Source organism: Photobacterium sp. GB-210, assembly GCF_003026075.1.
GTDB lineage: Bacteria > Pseudomonadota > Gammaproteobacteria > Enterobacterales > Vibrionaceae > Photobacterium.
On sequence record NZ_PYNU01000009.1, the window covers coordinates 1 to 17,674 of the forward strand.

Genomic DNA, 17,674 nt, shown 5'->3' on the forward strand with positions numbered 1-17,674 from the left:
GGAGAGCATCATCGACATCAGCTACACCATCGCCGTCATCATCGGTATCTTTGTTGTTACCAATACCATCGCTATCGGTATCTACTGATTCTGTGCTATCGAGCGGGAACACATCATCAGCATCAGCGATACCATCATTATCGTCATCAGTATCTTTGTTGTTACCAATGCTATCGCCATCAGTATCAACGGACTCTGTTTTATCTAGAGGGAGAGCATCATCGACATCAGCTACACCATCGCCGTCATCATCGGTATCTTTGTTGTTACCAATACCATCGCTATCGGTATCTACTGATTCTGTGCTATCGAGCGGGAACACATCATCAGCATCAGCTACACCATCACCGTCATCATCGGTATCTTTGTTGTTACCAATACCATCACTATCAGTGTCTAACCACTCAGATGAATCATCAGGAAAAGCATCTTTAGCATCAATAATGCCATCGTCATCTTTATCAGCATTAGGGACAATAACTGCTTTACCGTCCTCATCCTTTATAATTAATTGACCAGCAACAACTTGTTTTATCGTTTCTACATGTTCAGATAGCTTATTCTCAAGTTCTTGAATATCTTGTTTTAGTTCTTCAGCAGACTCTGGAACAATACCTAACTCAACAATGGCATTTGCTTTAGATGCAACGTCACCCAAGTTACTTTCTACATAATCAGAAAGAATGGTGCTTGTTTCAATATTTAAATCTTGAGCAACTTTTGCTAATGCTTCTTCCTTTGTCATTTGATTATTCATATTGATCTGAACAAGCGTAGACAAAGGTGAGATAATAGATTCACCAGCAGGTGCTGATAATACGAAAGGTTTTGCAATAGGAACGCCAGCTTTATTGGTCTCGGTTACTGTATCTTCATCGACAGTTTTGCCAGCAATTGCTTTAACCATTACAGAATATTGTTCAGGGTTATCTATACCTGAAACATCTAAATCAGCGACACCGCCATCTTTAGATATTGCGAATGGTTCATTTTTATCGTGTAAAGAGTTGCCATTAATATCAAGCCACACTTCAGCATTTCTTAAATATCCATCCACAGCTTTAATAGAATAGACATCTGACGTTACAGCTGATTCTGGTATTGGATCTTTTGTTTTTGATATTTCTCCATCAGAATCACTACCACACCCTGAAAGTGGAACCGTGGCAAACCCCATTGCTACAATGAGTGGCTTCAATTTCATGTTAACTCCTTTAACTAGCCAAGTTTCTTATCAACACGATAAAACTTATTGATAATTCATCATTGATAAGTTCATTAAAAGAGGGTTTATTTTATCTTTTCATGTAAAAGTAAAAAAATGCGACTCATAACGAATTTTATTGAAACAATCTCACACTTTATAAATAACAAGACCGAGTTTTTCAGATCATTATCTCAGCATAATTATCTACCAAGAATTCGCAAAAGACATAAGTTACTCACTGGTTATCACTAGCCAATAATTCACTGAATACAGTATAAAAATTATCTATCGCAATATTAATGATATTTAACTTCTTTTTTTTGTTGCTATATAACTTTAAATCTTAGGTGTAATTTAAATAAGCTATTTATTCAACATGAATTTATGAACGTAGTTACGGAGTAATTAAAAAGCCTACGCATTAATTTCACTATCCTTATCAATATCTTTAGGTCTTGTAATTGACAAAAGAAAAATCCAATAAAACCTTAGCGTTAATTGCTGGTAGTCGCAGAGCCACCCCTGATTTTCCACTTTGATAGAAAAAGGTAATAGTGTTCCAATACACGTACTCACAGTCATCTGTGTATAACAAATATTTTGCTGGCTCTTTATAAGCCAGTTATTTCTAACTTTAACTAACTGATCAATAATATAAATTATGAATGCCTTAGATGAACAAAAACTCAGTCAACTGAGTCCTTTTGAAATTAAAAATACACTACTAACATTGGCTTCATCGCAATCCGACATTGCCCTAATAGACGCCGGTCGTGGCAATCCTAATTGGGTAGCAACCTTACCTCGTGAGGCTTTTTTTCAATTAGGGTTATTTGCACTGAGTGAAGCTAACTTAAAATTTAAAAATTATGATAACTTTGGCGGAACAGCAGATAAGCTTGGCATCTTCCAACGTTTACAGCAATTTTGTTTTAAAACAGAAAATCAAAATAATCATGGGTTAACATTTTTACTCAATGCTATTGATTATCTTAAGACGAATCAAGCGATTAATCCTGACGAGATTGTATTTGAATGGACCAATGGGGTACTAGGTGATGATTACCCTGTTCCAGATAGAATGCTTAAACACGCAGAATGCATTATACAACAATATTTAAGTAGTGCGCTTTGCGATAATCAAAATACTTTGCCACAAAGCCCATTTGATTTATTTGCTGTTGAGGGCGGTACTGCGGCGATTGTTTATATCTTTAATACCTTAAAAAGTAATCGCTTATTATGTGCTGGTGATAGTATTGCGATTGCAACACCGATATTTACGCCTTATATAGAAATTCCGGATCTTGAAGACTATGCGCTAAACCGTATTGAGATTGAAGCTAGTGAGGATCTTATCTGGCAAATATCCGATACTGAATTAAATAAATTACTAGATCCAAACATTAGAGCGTTCTTTGTAACGAACCCTAGCAATCCACCCTCAGTAAAATTGAGTGATGAAACGCTAACTAAAATTGCAAATATTGTTAAACAACGTCCAGATCTTATTATTATCACTGATGATGTTTATGGCACGTTTGCCGATAACTTTACCTCACTGGCAATGATCGTTCCTCATAATACGATACTTGTTTATTCATTCTCTAAATATTTTGGTGCAACAGGATGGCGTTTAGGTGTTATCGGTATCCAACCTGATAATATTTTAGATGAGTTACTAAGAAAACAATCAAATGAAGTTAAACATACACTGTTTGAACGCTACAAAAATATTAATTTAGATCCAAATAGTATGAAGTTTATTGATCGCTTGGTCTCAGATAGTCGAGCAGTAGCTTTAAACCATACTGCTGGGCTATCAACACCGCAGCAAATTCAAATGTCACTTTTTGCTGTATTCTCACTCATGGACAATGAACAGCAGTACAAACAAGACGCTAAAAATATCATTCGCGACCGCTATCATCATTTAATGGAACATATGAAAGGTACACCAGTGGTTGCAGAAGATAATCCTAATGGCGTGTTTTATTATGTTGAGATTGATATAGCACGAATTGCTAATGAACTTTATGGTGAGAAATTCTTAACGTGGTTAACCAAAACGTACAACGCACTAGATTTTGTTGTACGACTCGCTCAAGAAAATGCGATCATCGTGATGCCAGGAGCTGGTTTTGATGCTCCTAAATGGTCTATTCGTATATCTCTCGCCAACTTAGATAATGAGAAATACGATACCTTAATGGATAACATTAATAATATGGTAATGAGCTATCACGATGAGTTTAATGGTTGACATACAGCATTAATAATAAGCCACCATCTGTTATATATGGTGGCTTATTATACTATAAGCATCGAGATATAAGTTGAATCAACTTTGCCGCTAATTTCGCGGTTTGGTTAGCATAATCATATTCAGGATTGAGCTCAGCGATATCAACTAACTTTACTTTTCCGCTTGCCATAATATGTTTAATTGCCCATTCGACCATAGGTAAACCAACCCCCTGCATTTGGGTCATATTCACACCAGGTGCAATAGATGCAGAAAATACATCAAGCCCAATACTTAACTGTATAACGTCAACACTATCGATATATTTATCAATTTTGGTTTGCACTGCTTTTTTATTGCGTGATGTTATTTGGTTATCAAGCAACCACTCACACCCCAAATCTTCAGCCAATTTAAACATTGCTTGTGAATTAGCACGATCGCATATACCTAAACCAAGGTAATGAAAATCTCGGTGATGCTCCTTGCTATAACATAATGCAGAATGAAAAGCCGAACCAGAACGAACAGACAAGGTTGGTCGCATCTCAAAATGTGCATCAAAATTGATGATCCCAACACGCGCTTGGCAAGGCTGATAACTCATCGTTGGATCTTCTTGCGTAGCCGATAAAGCAACAACATTATCAGGTATCGATTTAGCTACTTGCCATTCGGTATGTATTTTTGCTTTATCATCGGCAAAATCAGATAACGCTTGATAACTTGCAATAGATATTTCATGACCGCCCCCTAACACTATAGGGAAATGCCCAGAATGGAGTAAACCATGTACAACTTGCGCTTGCTTATCACTTAATGATGAGAAATTTGTATCGTCATCAACCAGTTCTATATCACCAGCATCATAAAAGGGCAGCTTTGAATGCGAATGTGTACTGGGAAGAATACGTCGAATACTTGCAGGTCCTTCCTTCGCCCCTTGTCGACCTCGATTCCAGCCAATACTAAGATCAGAAATAATACCGAGTAAAACAATCCCTTGTTCTCGTTGATCAATATAAGGAGAAATTAACGTATGTGATCGATGTGGAATACGAGACTTAACATCATCAGTTTTAAATAATTTTTTTAAATGATCTACAAACATACGTTTATCTTCCTTTGATCAAAAACGTTGTAATTTAATGTTGTGGTGGTAGAGCGCGAGCAGCCTGTAAGACACACATAACAATTTTATTTTTACGGCTATTGATACGTTCAGCTGGTGCCATGACACTCACTGCGCCAGCCACTTTATTACCGATAAAAACGGGCGCACTCACACCAGAAACACCTTGGTCAATTTCAGACGTACTAATAGCAAAACCATCTTGTTTAATCAGATCAAGCTCTGTTAACCATGCGTCTAATTGCTCTTTCTCTGTGATCTCGTAATGCTTCAAAATACGTAATTGGCGAGAAAGGGGTAAATGCGCCAAAATAACTTTTGATGAAGCACCACGGATAAGAGGTTGGCTCTGCCCTTTTTCATAGCTACAACGTAAAGTGTATGGACTATCAATGCTATCGACACACAAAGCATTAAAGCCAACAGGCACCATGTATGCCGACATCTCACCCGTTTGTTGCTGCAAACGTTTCAATATCGGTCGAACACCATCTGGTAATGGTGAGTTAATCTGAAAATTACGTTGTAATTGCAATGCTGCAGGCCCAGCACTGTATGTATTCTGACCGTGATTTTCTTCGATTAAATTCCAATCTCTTAGTAATGCTAAGTAGCGGTATAAACTACTAATAGGCATATTCATTTCGACACTTAACTGCTGAGCTTGCAGAGGGAAAGGTGAAGCTGCAATGTGAATTAATACTTGCAACAGCTTTTCATTAGCACTGAGTGAATTTGTCACGGTGTTGGCTTCTTCTTTTTGTATGATAATTACTTTTAACCAATAAAAAACCATACTGCAAATTAAATTCTTACATGATGAGAATTATATGAAATAATACTCAATTAATTACCGCAATATAAGAAACCTAATATTAAACACTTTATATTTACTGAATTACTATCAAGAAACTTTCTTACCCTATGGGATTTATCTGTCTAATAAACATTTAAATAGCGTTTCAATTTGTTAATTAAAGATCAACGCATTATCACAGTAATAAAAAAGATGTAACTTTTCCGAGATCCTCACCGTCAATCAAGTGAGAAAAAAGACGCTTTTCTATGCTAAATAGCAGATCACGCTAGTAATAATAGGAGGGTTACTGGTAAAATCCTTGCAAAATTGACCGTCACACATAGTAAAAGAGAGTGATTCCTCATGGGAAGAAAGTTCGAAGTACGCAAATTGTCTATGGCAAAAACCCAAGGCGCTAAGATCAAAGTTTACTCAAAGTACGGTAAAGAGATCTACGTTTGTGCTAAGAACGGTAGCCCTGATCCAGATGCTAACCTAGCACTTCGCCGTCTTATTGAAAAAGCGAAGAAAGATCAGGTGCCAAGCCACGTTATCGAAAAAGCAATTGATAAGGCTAAAGGTGGCGGCGGTGAAGATTACTCAACAGCACGTTACGAAGGTTTTGGTCCTGGCAACTGCATGGTTATCGTTGACTGTCTAACTGACAACAACAACCGTACTTTCATGGACGTTCGCCAAGCATTCGTTAAAAACAATGCAAAAATTGGTAGCCCAGGTACTGTTGGCCACATGTTTGAACACCAAGCAGTATTTGAATTCAAAGGCACAGATGAAGAAGCTGTTCTTGAGAATCTAATGATGGAAGATGCTGATGTGACTGACATCACATGTGAAGATGGCGTGATCACTGTTTACGCTCCTCACACAGAATTCTTCAAAATTAAAAATGCACTTGCAGCAACAATGCCAGAAGTAACATTAGATGTTGAAGAAATTTCTTTCGTTCCACAGACAATGACTGAATTGGCTGGCGACGACATCGCAATGTTCGAGAAATTCCTTGATGCATTGAATGATTGTGATGACGTACAAAACGTTTACCACAATGCAGAAATGGCTGACTAATATTTAGTTTGCTGTTGATATAAAAAAGGTCACCTAATGGTGACCTTTTTTGTTTCTGCTGAATTATTATTGGCTTAACGACTTGCCTTTCGTGCTCGTGACATTAACCAAAAGGCTAAAGCACCAAAACCTAATGCTTGTAACCATAATTGCTGCCACCAACCAATCATTTGAGCAAAGCTTGCGCCCATCTGATTTAAACCAAGAAAACCATTAATAGCAGCCGTTGACGGTGCTAACTGGGTTAACTCTCGTAGTAATGTTGGCAATTCAGAGGTTGGCCAAATAAAGCCTGCGGTAAACACTAAAGGTAATGAGCTTAATAACACCACCAGCGTGACTAACTCAGAACGTGGAATCAACTGTCCTAATACCATTCCCAACATGATTACCGCTAACAAAAAGGCAATCGTCATGGCAAGAAGATCAGGAATAGACGCCAGTCGATTTACTCCATAATAGGTGAAGGTAAAACCGAAATAGTACGCGGCTAAAACCAAATAAATCACGACAAAGATAAACGCCCTTACCGCCATAATCATCCATACTGGATATTCAGACCAATAACCACTTTTACCTGCCGCTCGCGCTTCATTTTCTGATGCGCCCACCATACCGACACCAATTAACAATGTCTGATGTAAGATCAATACAAAAACAGCAGGAACAACATAGTTAATGTAGCCCATCGTGACATTAAACACCGGACGCATGTTTAACTTCATTGCACTGTACTGTTCGGTCGCTTGAACGAAGTTATCCCCCTTTAAAACAAGATGGTTTATCTTCGCCTTTACACCTAAATCAGTGCCTGCAGCGCTTAATCCTTCCACAATGGTACCGTATACCAAGAACAATGCCGCATTACCTGCATATGCCAGTGTTGGGCTAGTCCCTAACATCACGTCTTTGTAGAAATCATGAGGGATCACTAAAATCCCTTCTACTTGACGATCAAGTAACGCTTGTTTTGCCGCATCAATACTGCCTAAGTGCTGAGTAATATGAACCTGGGGTGTGGCATCAGCCATACGGATCAATTCACGACTCATCTGGGTTTGATCAAGATCAACCACGGCAACCTTCTGATCGCGAGGGATCTCATTGCTATAAGGTAGCGGATATAAGAACGAGTAAAAAACTACGCCGCCAAATACTGTAAACACCAAAGAAACATTCGTAAAAATGGCTTTTAGTTCATGCTTAAATAAATTTAACCAGCTCATCTAGGCATCCCCTTTTACAGCATCGCCACTTAATGCTTTACGGCGATGGAATAACATCAACATCACTGCTAATACCATTGCAACCATAAAACACGACAAAACAAACAATTGATGAGATGCCTGATACCACCCCGTCCCATAATCAACTTGCTGTAATTGCACTTCAATATAATGACTTACAGGTAGTAAGCTACGCCACATTTTGGCAATTACAGGCATATCAGTGGCAGGGAAAGTGATCCCCATAAAGGCAAAGGCAGGGGCTGTAAATGCCGCGGCAAAACTCATGGCACGTGGTACTTCCATCGCAAGGAAATAGATAAAAGCCCCCATACTTTGACACGCCAGCACCATTAGCAATTGCGCGACAATCAAGATATGCCAATCACCATGCATCGGCCAATCCAATGCTACGTACATCCACCACAAGAACAGCAAGCCTTGGATCAAAAATAACCCAGTATAAGCAGCTAATTTACCCAGTAACTTAGAAACAGGTGACGTTTGTAACCACTTCCATAGTCCTTGTGTTCTCGCTTCATAGGCAATAGCTAATACCGTTGTGGCCACAATCAAGATCTGCCAGATAGACGGGATAATGGCAGAAACCAAAAATTGTCCATAATGGCTATTACTGTTAAATAACGGTGTAATTTGCCCACGAATAGGCACCGCTTGCCCCATCGCTTGCAACGGCACTGGTGCCCCTGTCGCCATATTCTTAACGGTTTCAACCCCTGCATTGAATGTGCCTTCAGCCAGCAGCATTGCAGAGTTGATCAATTTACCTATTAAAATAAATTGTCCATTATAAAACGTGGTGATCTGTGGCGAAAAACCAAGCTTGGTGTCTTTTTCAAAATTATCTGGGATCACCACCATGGCATAGATTTCATTGGCTCGCATCGCTTCACTGCCCTGATCTGGGCTCGTGAATTGACGTGTAACAGCCATTGTCGGGCTGGCATCCACATAACGAGTAAAATGACGAGACAACTGGCTATGATCAAGATCGACAACACCAACAGGTAAGTTATGCGCTATACCCGTAGAAAAAATAGCCCACATAGTGAGAAATAGCACCGCAGGTAACCACAGTGTTAATGCTCGTAACCAGCCATCTTTCCATATGTTTCGCCATTCTTGCTTCACATACTGAAAGCTATTCATATTACTGCTCTACAATCACGCTCATGCCTACGCGCAAGCCATCAATTGGTTGTGTTGGACGTGCTTCCACTTCAAACGTACGCATATCAAAACCTTTCGCCGTATCTGTTGCACGCCACGTAGCAAAATCCCCCATTACCGCAACGTGTGTTACTTTAAATGAATAGGTTTTATCACCTAATGCAGGAATGGTTACGTTAAACTCTTTACCTTCTTGGTAATCTTTTAGCTTATCTTCTCGCACATTAAAGACAGCCCACGCATCGTTAATATCAATAATATTCACCACAGGAAAACCTTGTGGTGCTAGTTCACCATCATGCAGCAGCACCTGTGAAACTTCCCCTTGGTGCCAACTAGAGATCTTGGTATCAGCAACATACGCTTCTACTTCGGCCACTGCTCCTGCAGCCATTTTCACTTTCTCTTGTGCTGCACGCTTCGTTTCTACGCGTGCACCTTCTTTGGCCATCTCATACATCTGGTATGCTGCACTTTCGGTATATTGTGCCGCTTGCCATTGTGTGAAAGCTTCATCGCGTTTTTGCTCTGCAATCACGCCATCTTTATAAAGGTTATTGACACGGACATAAGTCGTTTTCATCAATTTCGCCGCCGCCGTCGCTTTACGCCACTGATCTTCCGCAGCTGCAATTTGCTGACGTCGCGCGCCTTTTTCCGCTTCTTCTGCCAACGCACCAGCCGCTTGCTCACCTGCTTTCGCTTGTTCTAACTTGGCATCAATTTCCGGACTTAAAATGGTAAAAATAAGTTGTCCCGGTTTAACTTCATCGCCTTTACGAACAAGTACTTGGTCAATACGCCCCGGTACTTTTGAGGAAATATTATATTGCTGCGCTTCAATCTGACCTTGCATACGTTCAGGTTGAGGCTGGTAAGCATGCCAGAAGGTGTAACCCAACCAACCCACAACAGCAATTACAGGAACCGCTACTGCTATAGACTTCAACTTACTCATAACAATTAAACCTCTATACCTTGATATTTCTGATAATTATTAAAGGTGTTCATTTCACCGCTTACCGCAAGTAAACGAGTTAAACACATAACATATTGATAGGCCGCAGCAAGTCGCTGGGTTTTAACGGCGGATAAATACAGTTCAGCGTCAACCACATCCAGTGACGTTGATAACCCTTGGCTAAACGCTTTTTCTCGTAGACGAATATTTTCTTTTGCTAATGCAAGACTCGATTGTAAACCGTTATATTCTTCGACTGCTTGATTAGCTTCTCGATAGGTTTTCTCAACTAACACAGTCAGATCTTGCTCTGCTTGCGCACGTAAATGATTCACTTGTGTCACCATCGAATGCGCCGCTTTTACCTTACCTGAACGGCCAGAGCTGTCGAGAAGCGGAACACTAACACCAATACCTACAGCCCAATCAGGTGCCATTTTAGCGGCAAGAGAGTCGCTTTCGTAAAGGTTATAATCACCGTACAAATAGACTTCTGGATAATACTTGCCTTTCTCTACATCAATTAAGCCATCAGCCTGTTTACGCTTAGCATCCAAAATATGTAAACCAGGGTAACTTGCTAACGTTTTATTTATAAACGCCGACATGGGCGGTAAAGAACTATTAATAAACAAATTAGTAGTAGGTACAGTGGTACTCGATTGCTGCAGTAGTCTTGTTAGCGCAACTTGCGCAATTTCTAAATCACGCACTGATTTTTGTGCGTCAACTTTTGCTTTATCGTAAGCCGCTTCTGCTTGTAGACGTTCAACTTTTGCAATTTGACCTTGCTGCTCTAGTTTAAGCGCATGTTCGTAATGACGTTTTAGCCCTGCTTCAACCTCTTTACGTGTTTCGACAACATTTTTTGCTAAAACAACACCAAAGTAAAAGCGGGATAAATCTTCAAATTTAGCCTGTTGCATCATGGCAAGCATGTATTTCGCTTCTTCTGTTTGTCCTTTAGCAATATCTTGTGCCGCACTAATACGACCACCAGTGAAAATAGGCCAAATAGCACGAACAGAACTGGTTAGCACATCACGATCTGCAATCGTTGACGTTAGTGCAGAATTAAGGTCTAGGCCTGTCACTTTAGTAAGCTCGGCAATAATTTTTGTTAATTCTTGCCCCGCTGCTGTGGATGATGCAGGCATACTGCCAAATAAATCTGAAGGTGACAGTTTTACATCTTGATCCAAACGGGTGTAATTTGCACCAATCGTCACAGTTGGCAAATATAAGTCACTTGCCGCATCTTGCATGTACTCTGCTTGCTCAACACTTGAACGTCCGGCCGCCAAACCATCATTCTTCGTCACGACAGTATGCCACGCATCACTAAACGCAATGGGTGATGCATAAATACTCGGTGTGATCGCTAGCAAAGCGATAGCCAGTGGTTTAACCATAAATGGTTTTATTCTCATAAGGTAACCCTTTGATACCAGTTTTTCTTAATGCTTTTTTATTCTAGAGCAATAACTCTAAAACAAAACAATTTTTTATGTATAGAGCCATCTTGCTTTATCGATAAACTGTATGAATATTATTCAGATAATGCGAATAATAACAGCATACTCTTATTGCGTTATTGTTATTACTAAAGATATAAAAAAACCCACTGTCAAGCGGGTTTAATATGGGATCACATCATAGTATTGATTAAACAAATACCCAAATAATGATCTATCGAGCTAAACGAATCAACGAGCGCCCTAATAAGCGTTCTAATTCATCAATACTTTGCTGACCATAACGCTGCTCACAAAGAGTAAATAAGCGTTCAATTCCACGGTGGGCAAACTCATGTGATGTTTCTGCAGAAGAAATATGATGGAAGAGTAAGCGTAAAATTGCACGGAATTTTTCATCATCAAGCGCAACTGACCAGCTTGCAGAAAATGCTGCTAAATCGTCTGTTAAATCAAGCTTATCTACAAACAGCTGATAGATACGCCCATCAAGTGCATGCGCAAAGTCTTGTTTCTTTGGGAAATGATGGCTAATACCGGTACGAGAGATCCCTGTTTGATTACTTAACGTGGTGTATGACATTTTGTCGTAACCTAAGGTAAGAATTTGATCAATTACAGCATCCATAATCGTTTGAATGGTTATCTCTGTATCTTCTTTACTTCGCTTTGGCATAATGAGTTGACTCTATTGTAATCATTTTATGCAACAGTACGATTTCAATAATTATCCTTCATTGAAATCAGTGGCTAGTATTAGTATTACAAAATGTGATTCCCTTAACTAGCGCTAACTCACATTTTTAGCGACATCATGTTGTATCTGGTTAAAAAGCGCCAAATCAAATGTAATTATTTACTTTACAAGCCATTTACTAAATAGAACAGTCCACCAATTAGCGACCAAACTTTTTCGCTTGTTGTTCAATATTACGATAAAGGATCTGGGTCCAAAACGGTTGATTCACTGACGCCAGCAACTTCCCTTTTTTCGGGTCGTGTGGGCTAATAACCACCTCAATATTCTCAAGCCCTGTTCTTTGGGCGAGTAAAAATAGTTCTTCAATACTATAATCGCCCATGGCTAAACAGCCTGTCGATGCTTGTTTACCATGAATGAAAATATTACTACCTGGAGACGTTCTGCCTTCTAATTTTGCGTATTTACGATCAAAAGCATTCGGGTAATCTAGCTTCATCGAAAGATGAAAGCGACTATTGGGATTCAATAAAGAAACACGATAAATACCTTCAGGAACTTGTTTATCACCTTCCCGTAGTTTAGGTCCTTTTTTACCGCTTATTTTCTCGATATTGTAACGCTTAACGTAAGACCACTTACCTTTCTCTTCTGCCCAAAGTTCTACTGACATCTCTTCTTTCATCGCAAAGAGTGCAATATTTTTCGGAGGGTAAGATAAACCTGCTTGTTCAAAATAACGTTTCATCCTTGGCTCAACGAAAGGAGAGTAACGCTTCATTACATCATCAACGGTTCGTGTACCTGCAGGAGGGTAAGTTGAGTACGAATAAGCTGCTTGAACATCAGTAACAGCAGTGAACATAACCAATAATGGCAATAACGCTATTTTAAACACAAAACCCTCGGTACTTGCAGTGTCATCTTTGGAAATAAACGAAATCAGTAACAGATATCATCAAAAGTAGGCGCTAGTGTACTGCCGTTTTGCCGTGGCGCAACCGATAGTGTGGACATTTTTACAACAAAATATTGCACATTATTTACACTTCTAGATAAGTCATTAAAATACCTATCGCTATTTCGTTAATTGGCATTCACACTACACAAGGTACAATAGAGACAATACTCTTCATATAATTAGGTATACAGATTTTGCATACGTTAGAACAACTACGCTCTGGTGAACTGGCGCATATTTCCCGACTAAAAATTTCGCAGCAATTAACCACATTTCCTCTCGAAATTCTTTCGCTAGCAAATAGTTTGGAAATCCTAGATTTAACGGATAACAAACTGAGCCAGTTACCTGACGACTTTGCCAAGCTAACCAAGCTGCGCATTGTGTTTATGTCAAATAACTGCTTTACCGAGTTACCGAAGGTCTTAGGGGCTTGCCCAAACTTAGAAATGATCGGGTTTAAATCAAACCAGATCACTACCGTTGATGAAACATCGTTACCTCAAAAACTGCGGTGGCTGATTTTAACCGATAATAATATCGCTCAATTACCACAAAGTTTAGGATTACGCCCCCGCCTGCAGAAACTTGCATTAGCAGGTAATCAACTCACAGAATTGCCAACCACAATGGATCAACTACATAATTTAGAGTTGATCCGTTTATCTGCTAACCGCTTACAAACATTTCCAACTCAACTGCTTAATTTGCCAAAACTCGCGTGGCTGGCCTTTTCTGGTAATGATTTTAATCGCCATCAGCAGGTAAACAATACATTGCCTGAAGTGGTACCGAATGATTACACGTTACGATCAGTGCTAGGGCAAGGCGCATCTGGCGTTATTTCATTAGCCGAATGGAAAAATAATACCCATCAACTGGCAGCAGATATCGCAGTTAAAGTTTTTAAAGGTGAGGTGACGTCTGACGGTTACCCGCAAGATGAATTAAACGCTTGTCTCAAAACAGGCCGTCACCCAAACCTTGTAGAGTCATTAGCACACGTTACAGACCCTAAACATTTAGCGCTGGTTATGGCATTAATCCCTGCGCACTTTAAAAACTTAGGCTTACCACCAACATTTGAAACCTGCACGCGCGATACCTTTCCTAACGGCTTTACGTTAACCATTGAGCAAATCACAAAAATAGTGTCACAAATGACAAACGTGATTGAACATATGCAAAACCAAGGTGTGGCTCATGGTGATATTTATGCCCATAACGTCCTCTTTGATGAGCATGCCAATATTCTGGTTGGCGATTTTGGTGCCGCTTCCATTTACGATGATTTACCTCTAGTAATACAGCAACAAATCAAAACCATCGAAAACCGAGCATTAGGTTATTTCATTGAAGATTTACTCAGTATTTGTGAATCACAAGATCGCACGTCATCGCGTTATCAAACACTCTACCAAAAGGCGCAAAATTACATTCAGTTGTCATCTTTTTAAGCGACAATAAAAGTACTTTTTTATTGTCGCCTTTATCAACAACAAAACAAACATGATCGTGTTAACAAATCTGATACAAAGTCATTAATTTATTCTATAAATAATCAGAATTGTTTTCATACAAGCGTTTTAAATAATTGATTGATTTTATAATAATAAATACCCGAGTCACTCACCAGAACTTAAAATATTGTCTGTTTAGCTCACTGATTTTCCTTACGCAACACCTTGACTAGCACCTAAAATACGCTTTAAATTTAACATTATAATAACAAACGATGTCATCGAACGATTTCATCCTTGTAGCAAACCATTTAAGGGAAACTAATATGGCTCAACTGCTACCCAATGACATGATCCTACAATGGGCAGAAGAACGTCCTACTGATATCTATCTTCGCCAAATTATCAACCGTGAATTTGTTGACTACACCTATGCAGATGTTGCAGATAAGGCTTTACGCCTAGTCAGCGCCTTTCGTGCACTGGGGATCCAACCGGGCGAGCGTATTGCTCTCGTCTCTAAAAACTGTGCGGAATGGTTTATTTGTGATTTGGCCATGATGCTAGGTAGTTATATCAGTGTTCCTATTTTCCCAACAGCTGGGGCTGATACCATTGAGCATTGCATTACTCATAGTGACAGTAAATTAGTGATTATCGGTAAACTTGATAGCCCTGATGCCATTAATAGCGTGACACAAAAGCTATCCGATATACCGACGATCTCTTTTAGCTACCCAGGAACACCTGAAGGGAAATATAATTTTTCTACGCTGATTGAACAACATGCCCCAAGCAAGGAACGTCCAGCACATACTGATGATGAATTAATGTCGATTGTTTATACATCGGGCACATCAGGGCTTCCTAAAGGCGCGATGCTGACCTATGGCGCTTTTGCTTGGGCATCACATCAAATAATTAATCATATTGGATTAGGTGAAACAGAGCGGTTATTTTCTTATCTCCCACTCGCACACATAACTGAGCGGGTTTACATTTTTGGTTCATCCATCATGTCTGGTCTTCAAGTGGCATTTCCTGAGTCTCTTGATACCTTTATCGATGATGTAAAAATGCACCGCCCTACTATTTTTGTTTCTGTCCCGCGTTTATGGACGCTTTTCCAACAACGAATTCAAGAGAAACTACCACCAGCCAAACTGAATCTGTTACTTAAGATTCCATTTATTTCTGGCTTAATAAAGCGCAAGCTCGCTGATGGTTTAGGGCTTAACGAAGCGCGAGTATTAGGCTGTGGTTCTGCTCCCGTTTCTGCGGGTTTATTACGTTGGTATGAAAGTATTGGCCTCAATATTACCGAAGCTTGGGGTATGACAGAATCTTTTGCCTATAGCACATTAAACCACCCATACCGTAGTGACAAAGTCGGTAGTGTTGGTAATGCAGGCCCAGGCGTTGAACTGAAAATTGCCGCAGATGATGAGATATTAGTACGTAGTAAAGGCCTATTTGCCGGTTATTACAATAATGATGCTGCAACCAAAGAAAGCTTTGATAGCGAAGGCTGGTTACATACTGGTGATATCGGTTTTATTGATGAAGATGGTTACCTCACCATCCAAGGTCGTAAAAAAGATACCTTCAAAACGGCTAAAGGGAAATTCGTCTCGCCCGTACCGATTGAGAAACGTCTGTTTGAACTTAGTAACGTCGAGATGATGTGTTTAGTCGGTTCTGGAATGCCAGCCCCTATTTTATTAGCACTCCCGCATCACTTCCCTAACTTTGATCGTAAACGTTACGAGAAACGCGTTCATCATGTAATAGAAACGATTAATCGCGAGCTAGAGTCTCACGCAAAGATCAAAGGTGTGTTAATGATCAAAGAGCCTTGGTCAATTGAGAATGGTATTTTAACACCAACCCTTAAAATTAAACGTCATGTACTCGAGCAAAAATACTCGGATATTGGACATGATTGGCCTAGCGATACATTGGTACGCTGGGAGGAATAAATTTATATAGAATAGAGTAACAAAAGCCTGATAACGCCTTCCAGCATTAAGTTATCAGGCTTTTTTTCTTACTCGTTAAGAAATGACTTAAAATAATTAGCGCTAGTTTTCATCTCCTCGCTAGCGTTATTTTCAATCTAATGAGCACATTCCTTAATTCTCTTTTGTTGCTTATTAAATAGCGAAAACAATTGCCATTATTTCTTATTAAAGACGCGAACTTTGTATAATTTAATTTACAGTATCAATAACTTAGCTGCAAAGCTGTCACTTGCACTAATAAAGAAAATATTTATCATACAAATATCTTCTTTGTTCTATTAATAATTAAGGATTTACAATGGCTAAGGGCGATATGAAAACATGTAAAGGCAAACGTCGTGCACATTCACATGGTAATGCACGTTTAACGACAGAAGGTCAAAGAAAGCATCATCAAGCATAATTTGACCTAAATCGATCTTGCTAATACTCCGAAAACTAAGTCCAGTAATCTATATCTGGACTTAGTTTTTCTGATCGTGTTTATTTATACCATCGATTTCCATACGCTAAAGAATAATCAGGTTGATCGATTCCACTGGCCATTTTCTCATCATCTTGTAATGGGCCAATCACCGTTTTATAAGGAATAATTCCTGCCCAAACGGATAAATCCATATCTCGTTCATCATCATTTACTCCATTACAGCCAATTTTTACTGACGCCTCTGTTAATGGCATCATGAGTAATTCCGTCGCAGTAAGTTCTTTTTCATTACCTTGTCGTACACATTCACTTCGTCCCGGTGCGATTTGCTCAATAAAGTGGTTCAGTAACGCATTTTTATATTGGTTATCATCAATAGCATCAAACTGTCCAAAGACCATTGCTGAGCGATAATGGGCACTATGATGAAATGCAGAACGTGCAAGTACCCAACCATCAAATAACGTAAATGTTAAACAGCAAGATTTCCCCATTTTTAACGCGCGAATTAAACGGCTATTTTTAGCCCCATGGACATAGATATTATTATCAACTCGCCATACCAGCATCGGAATAACAATAGGTTGCTCATTTTGCTCAATAGCAATATGTGCAAGTAAGCTTTCGTCAATTATTTGATAGAGCTTTTCTGTCTCGAAAACGGCTTTATTCGGATTTTTCTTTATCGTCGTTCTATTTGTGCTTGATAACATCGCAATCTCTCCTATTGTTCCACAATTACACTTCCTTCTGATAGACATAACATCAAACTTTGGTACTGTA

The 17,674-nt window shown here is 39.3% G+C and carries 14 protein-coding genes and 1 pseudogene; 5 read left to right on the forward strand and 10 right to left on the reverse strand.

All coding sequences use genetic code 11. The features are described 5' to 3' along the window. Window positions 1-1,204, reverse strand: a pseudogene (locus C9J38_RS12145) (hypothetical protein); the annotation flags it as partial. A 664-nt stretch (window positions 1,205-1,868) separates the two neighbouring features. Between C9J38_RS12145 and C9J38_RS12150 the strand changes: the two are divergent. Continuing rightward, window positions 1,869-3,470 carry a bifunctional aspartate transaminase/aspartate 4-decarboxylase gene (locus tag C9J38_RS12150; RefSeq protein WP_107207329.1) on the forward strand — a complete coding sequence of 534 codons (1,602 nt, stop codon included), beginning with the start codon at window positions 1,869-1,871 and terminating at the stop codon, window positions 3,468-3,470. Window positions 3,471-3,522: 52 nt separating this feature from the next. On the opposite strand, the gene C9J38_RS12155 is transcribed toward C9J38_RS12150, so the two are convergent. Next, entirely contained in the window at window positions 3,523-4,563 is a 1,041-nt protein-coding gene (locus C9J38_RS12155) for an arginase family protein (protein WP_107207330.1), read from the reverse strand. 34 nt (window positions 4,564-4,597) lie between these two features. After that, entirely contained in the window at window positions 4,598-5,380 is a 783-nt protein-coding gene (locus C9J38_RS12160; RefSeq protein ID WP_107207331.1) for an IclR family transcriptional regulator, read from the reverse strand. Window positions 5,381-5,746: 366 nt separating this feature from the next. Here C9J38_RS12160 and C9J38_RS12165 point away from each other — a divergent pair, with 366 nt between their 5' ends. After that, the gene (locus C9J38_RS12165; RefSeq protein WP_005366395.1) at window positions 5,747-6,469 is read left to right on the forward strand and encodes a YebC/PmpR family DNA-binding transcriptional regulator; all 723 of its coding nucleotides are present in this window, start codon (window positions 5,747-5,749) and stop codon (window positions 6,467-6,469) included. Window positions 6,470-6,543: 74 nt separating this feature from the next. Here C9J38_RS12165 and C9J38_RS12170 read toward each other — a convergent pair whose 3' ends face one another. From C9J38_RS12170 to C9J38_RS12195, 6 genes are all read right to left on the reverse strand, one after another. Then, entirely contained in the window at window positions 6,544-7,695 is a 1,152-nt protein-coding gene (locus C9J38_RS12170) for an ABC transporter permease (protein ID WP_107207332.1), read from the reverse strand. Beyond that, window positions 7,696-8,865: an ABC transporter permease gene (locus C9J38_RS12175; protein WP_107207333.1), complete on the reverse strand. Its 1,170-nt coding sequence runs from the start codon at window positions 8,863-8,865 to the stop codon at window positions 7,696-7,698. Between the two features lies 1 nt (window position 8,866). Next, window positions 8,867-9,844 (reverse strand): HlyD family secretion protein, encoded by a 978-nt coding sequence (locus C9J38_RS12180; protein WP_107207334.1) that lies wholly within the window; start codon window positions 9,842-9,844, stop codon window positions 8,867-8,869. Window positions 9,845-9,849: 5 nt separating this feature from the next. Beyond that, window positions 9,850-11,277 (reverse strand): TolC family protein, encoded by a 1,428-nt coding sequence (locus C9J38_RS12185; RefSeq protein WP_107207335.1) that lies wholly within the window; start codon window positions 11,275-11,277, stop codon window positions 9,850-9,852. Window positions 11,278-11,536: 259 nt separating this feature from the next. After that, a complete protein-coding gene (locus tag C9J38_RS12190) occupies window positions 11,537-11,998 on the reverse strand; it encodes a TetR/AcrR family transcriptional regulator (RefSeq protein ID WP_045083083.1) in 462 nt (153 codons plus the stop codon). Between the two features lie 220 nt (window positions 11,999-12,218). Further along, window positions 12,219-12,920, reverse strand: coding sequence for a murein L,D-transpeptidase family protein (locus tag C9J38_RS12195; protein WP_107207336.1), 702 nt, complete (start codon window positions 12,918-12,920; stop codon window positions 12,219-12,221). Between the two features lie 257 nt (window positions 12,921-13,177). On the opposite strand from C9J38_RS12195, the gene C9J38_RS12200 reads away from it, so the two are divergent. The 3 genes from C9J38_RS12200 to C9J38_RS12210 all read left to right on the forward strand — a co-directional run bounded on the left by C9J38_RS12200 (window position 13,178) and on the right by C9J38_RS12210 (window position 16,867). Then, on the forward strand, window positions 13,178-14,440 hold the full coding sequence (locus C9J38_RS12200) for a leucine-rich repeat-containing protein kinase family protein (RefSeq protein WP_107207337.1): 1,263 nt from the start codon (window positions 13,178-13,180) through the stop codon (window positions 14,438-14,440). A 329-nt stretch (window positions 14,441-14,769) separates the two neighbouring features. Further along, window positions 14,770-16,422, forward strand: coding sequence for an AMP-binding protein (locus tag C9J38_RS12205; protein ID WP_107207338.1), 1,653 nt, complete (start codon window positions 14,770-14,772; stop codon window positions 16,420-16,422). A gap of 340 nt (window positions 16,423-16,762) precedes the next feature. Then, complete coding sequence (locus tag C9J38_RS12210; protein WP_005366407.1) at window positions 16,763-16,867, forward strand: 30S ribosomal protein THX; 105 nt, start codon at window positions 16,763-16,765, stop codon at window positions 16,865-16,867. Window positions 16,868-16,947: 80 nt separating this feature from the next. Here the strand turns inward: C9J38_RS12210 and C9J38_RS12215 are convergent, their stop codons facing one another. Continuing rightward, window positions 16,948-17,604, reverse strand: coding sequence for a pyridoxamine 5'-phosphate oxidase family protein (locus C9J38_RS12215; protein ID WP_107207339.1), 657 nt, complete (start codon window positions 17,602-17,604; stop codon window positions 16,948-16,950). Window positions 17,605-17,674: the final 70 nt, after the last annotated feature.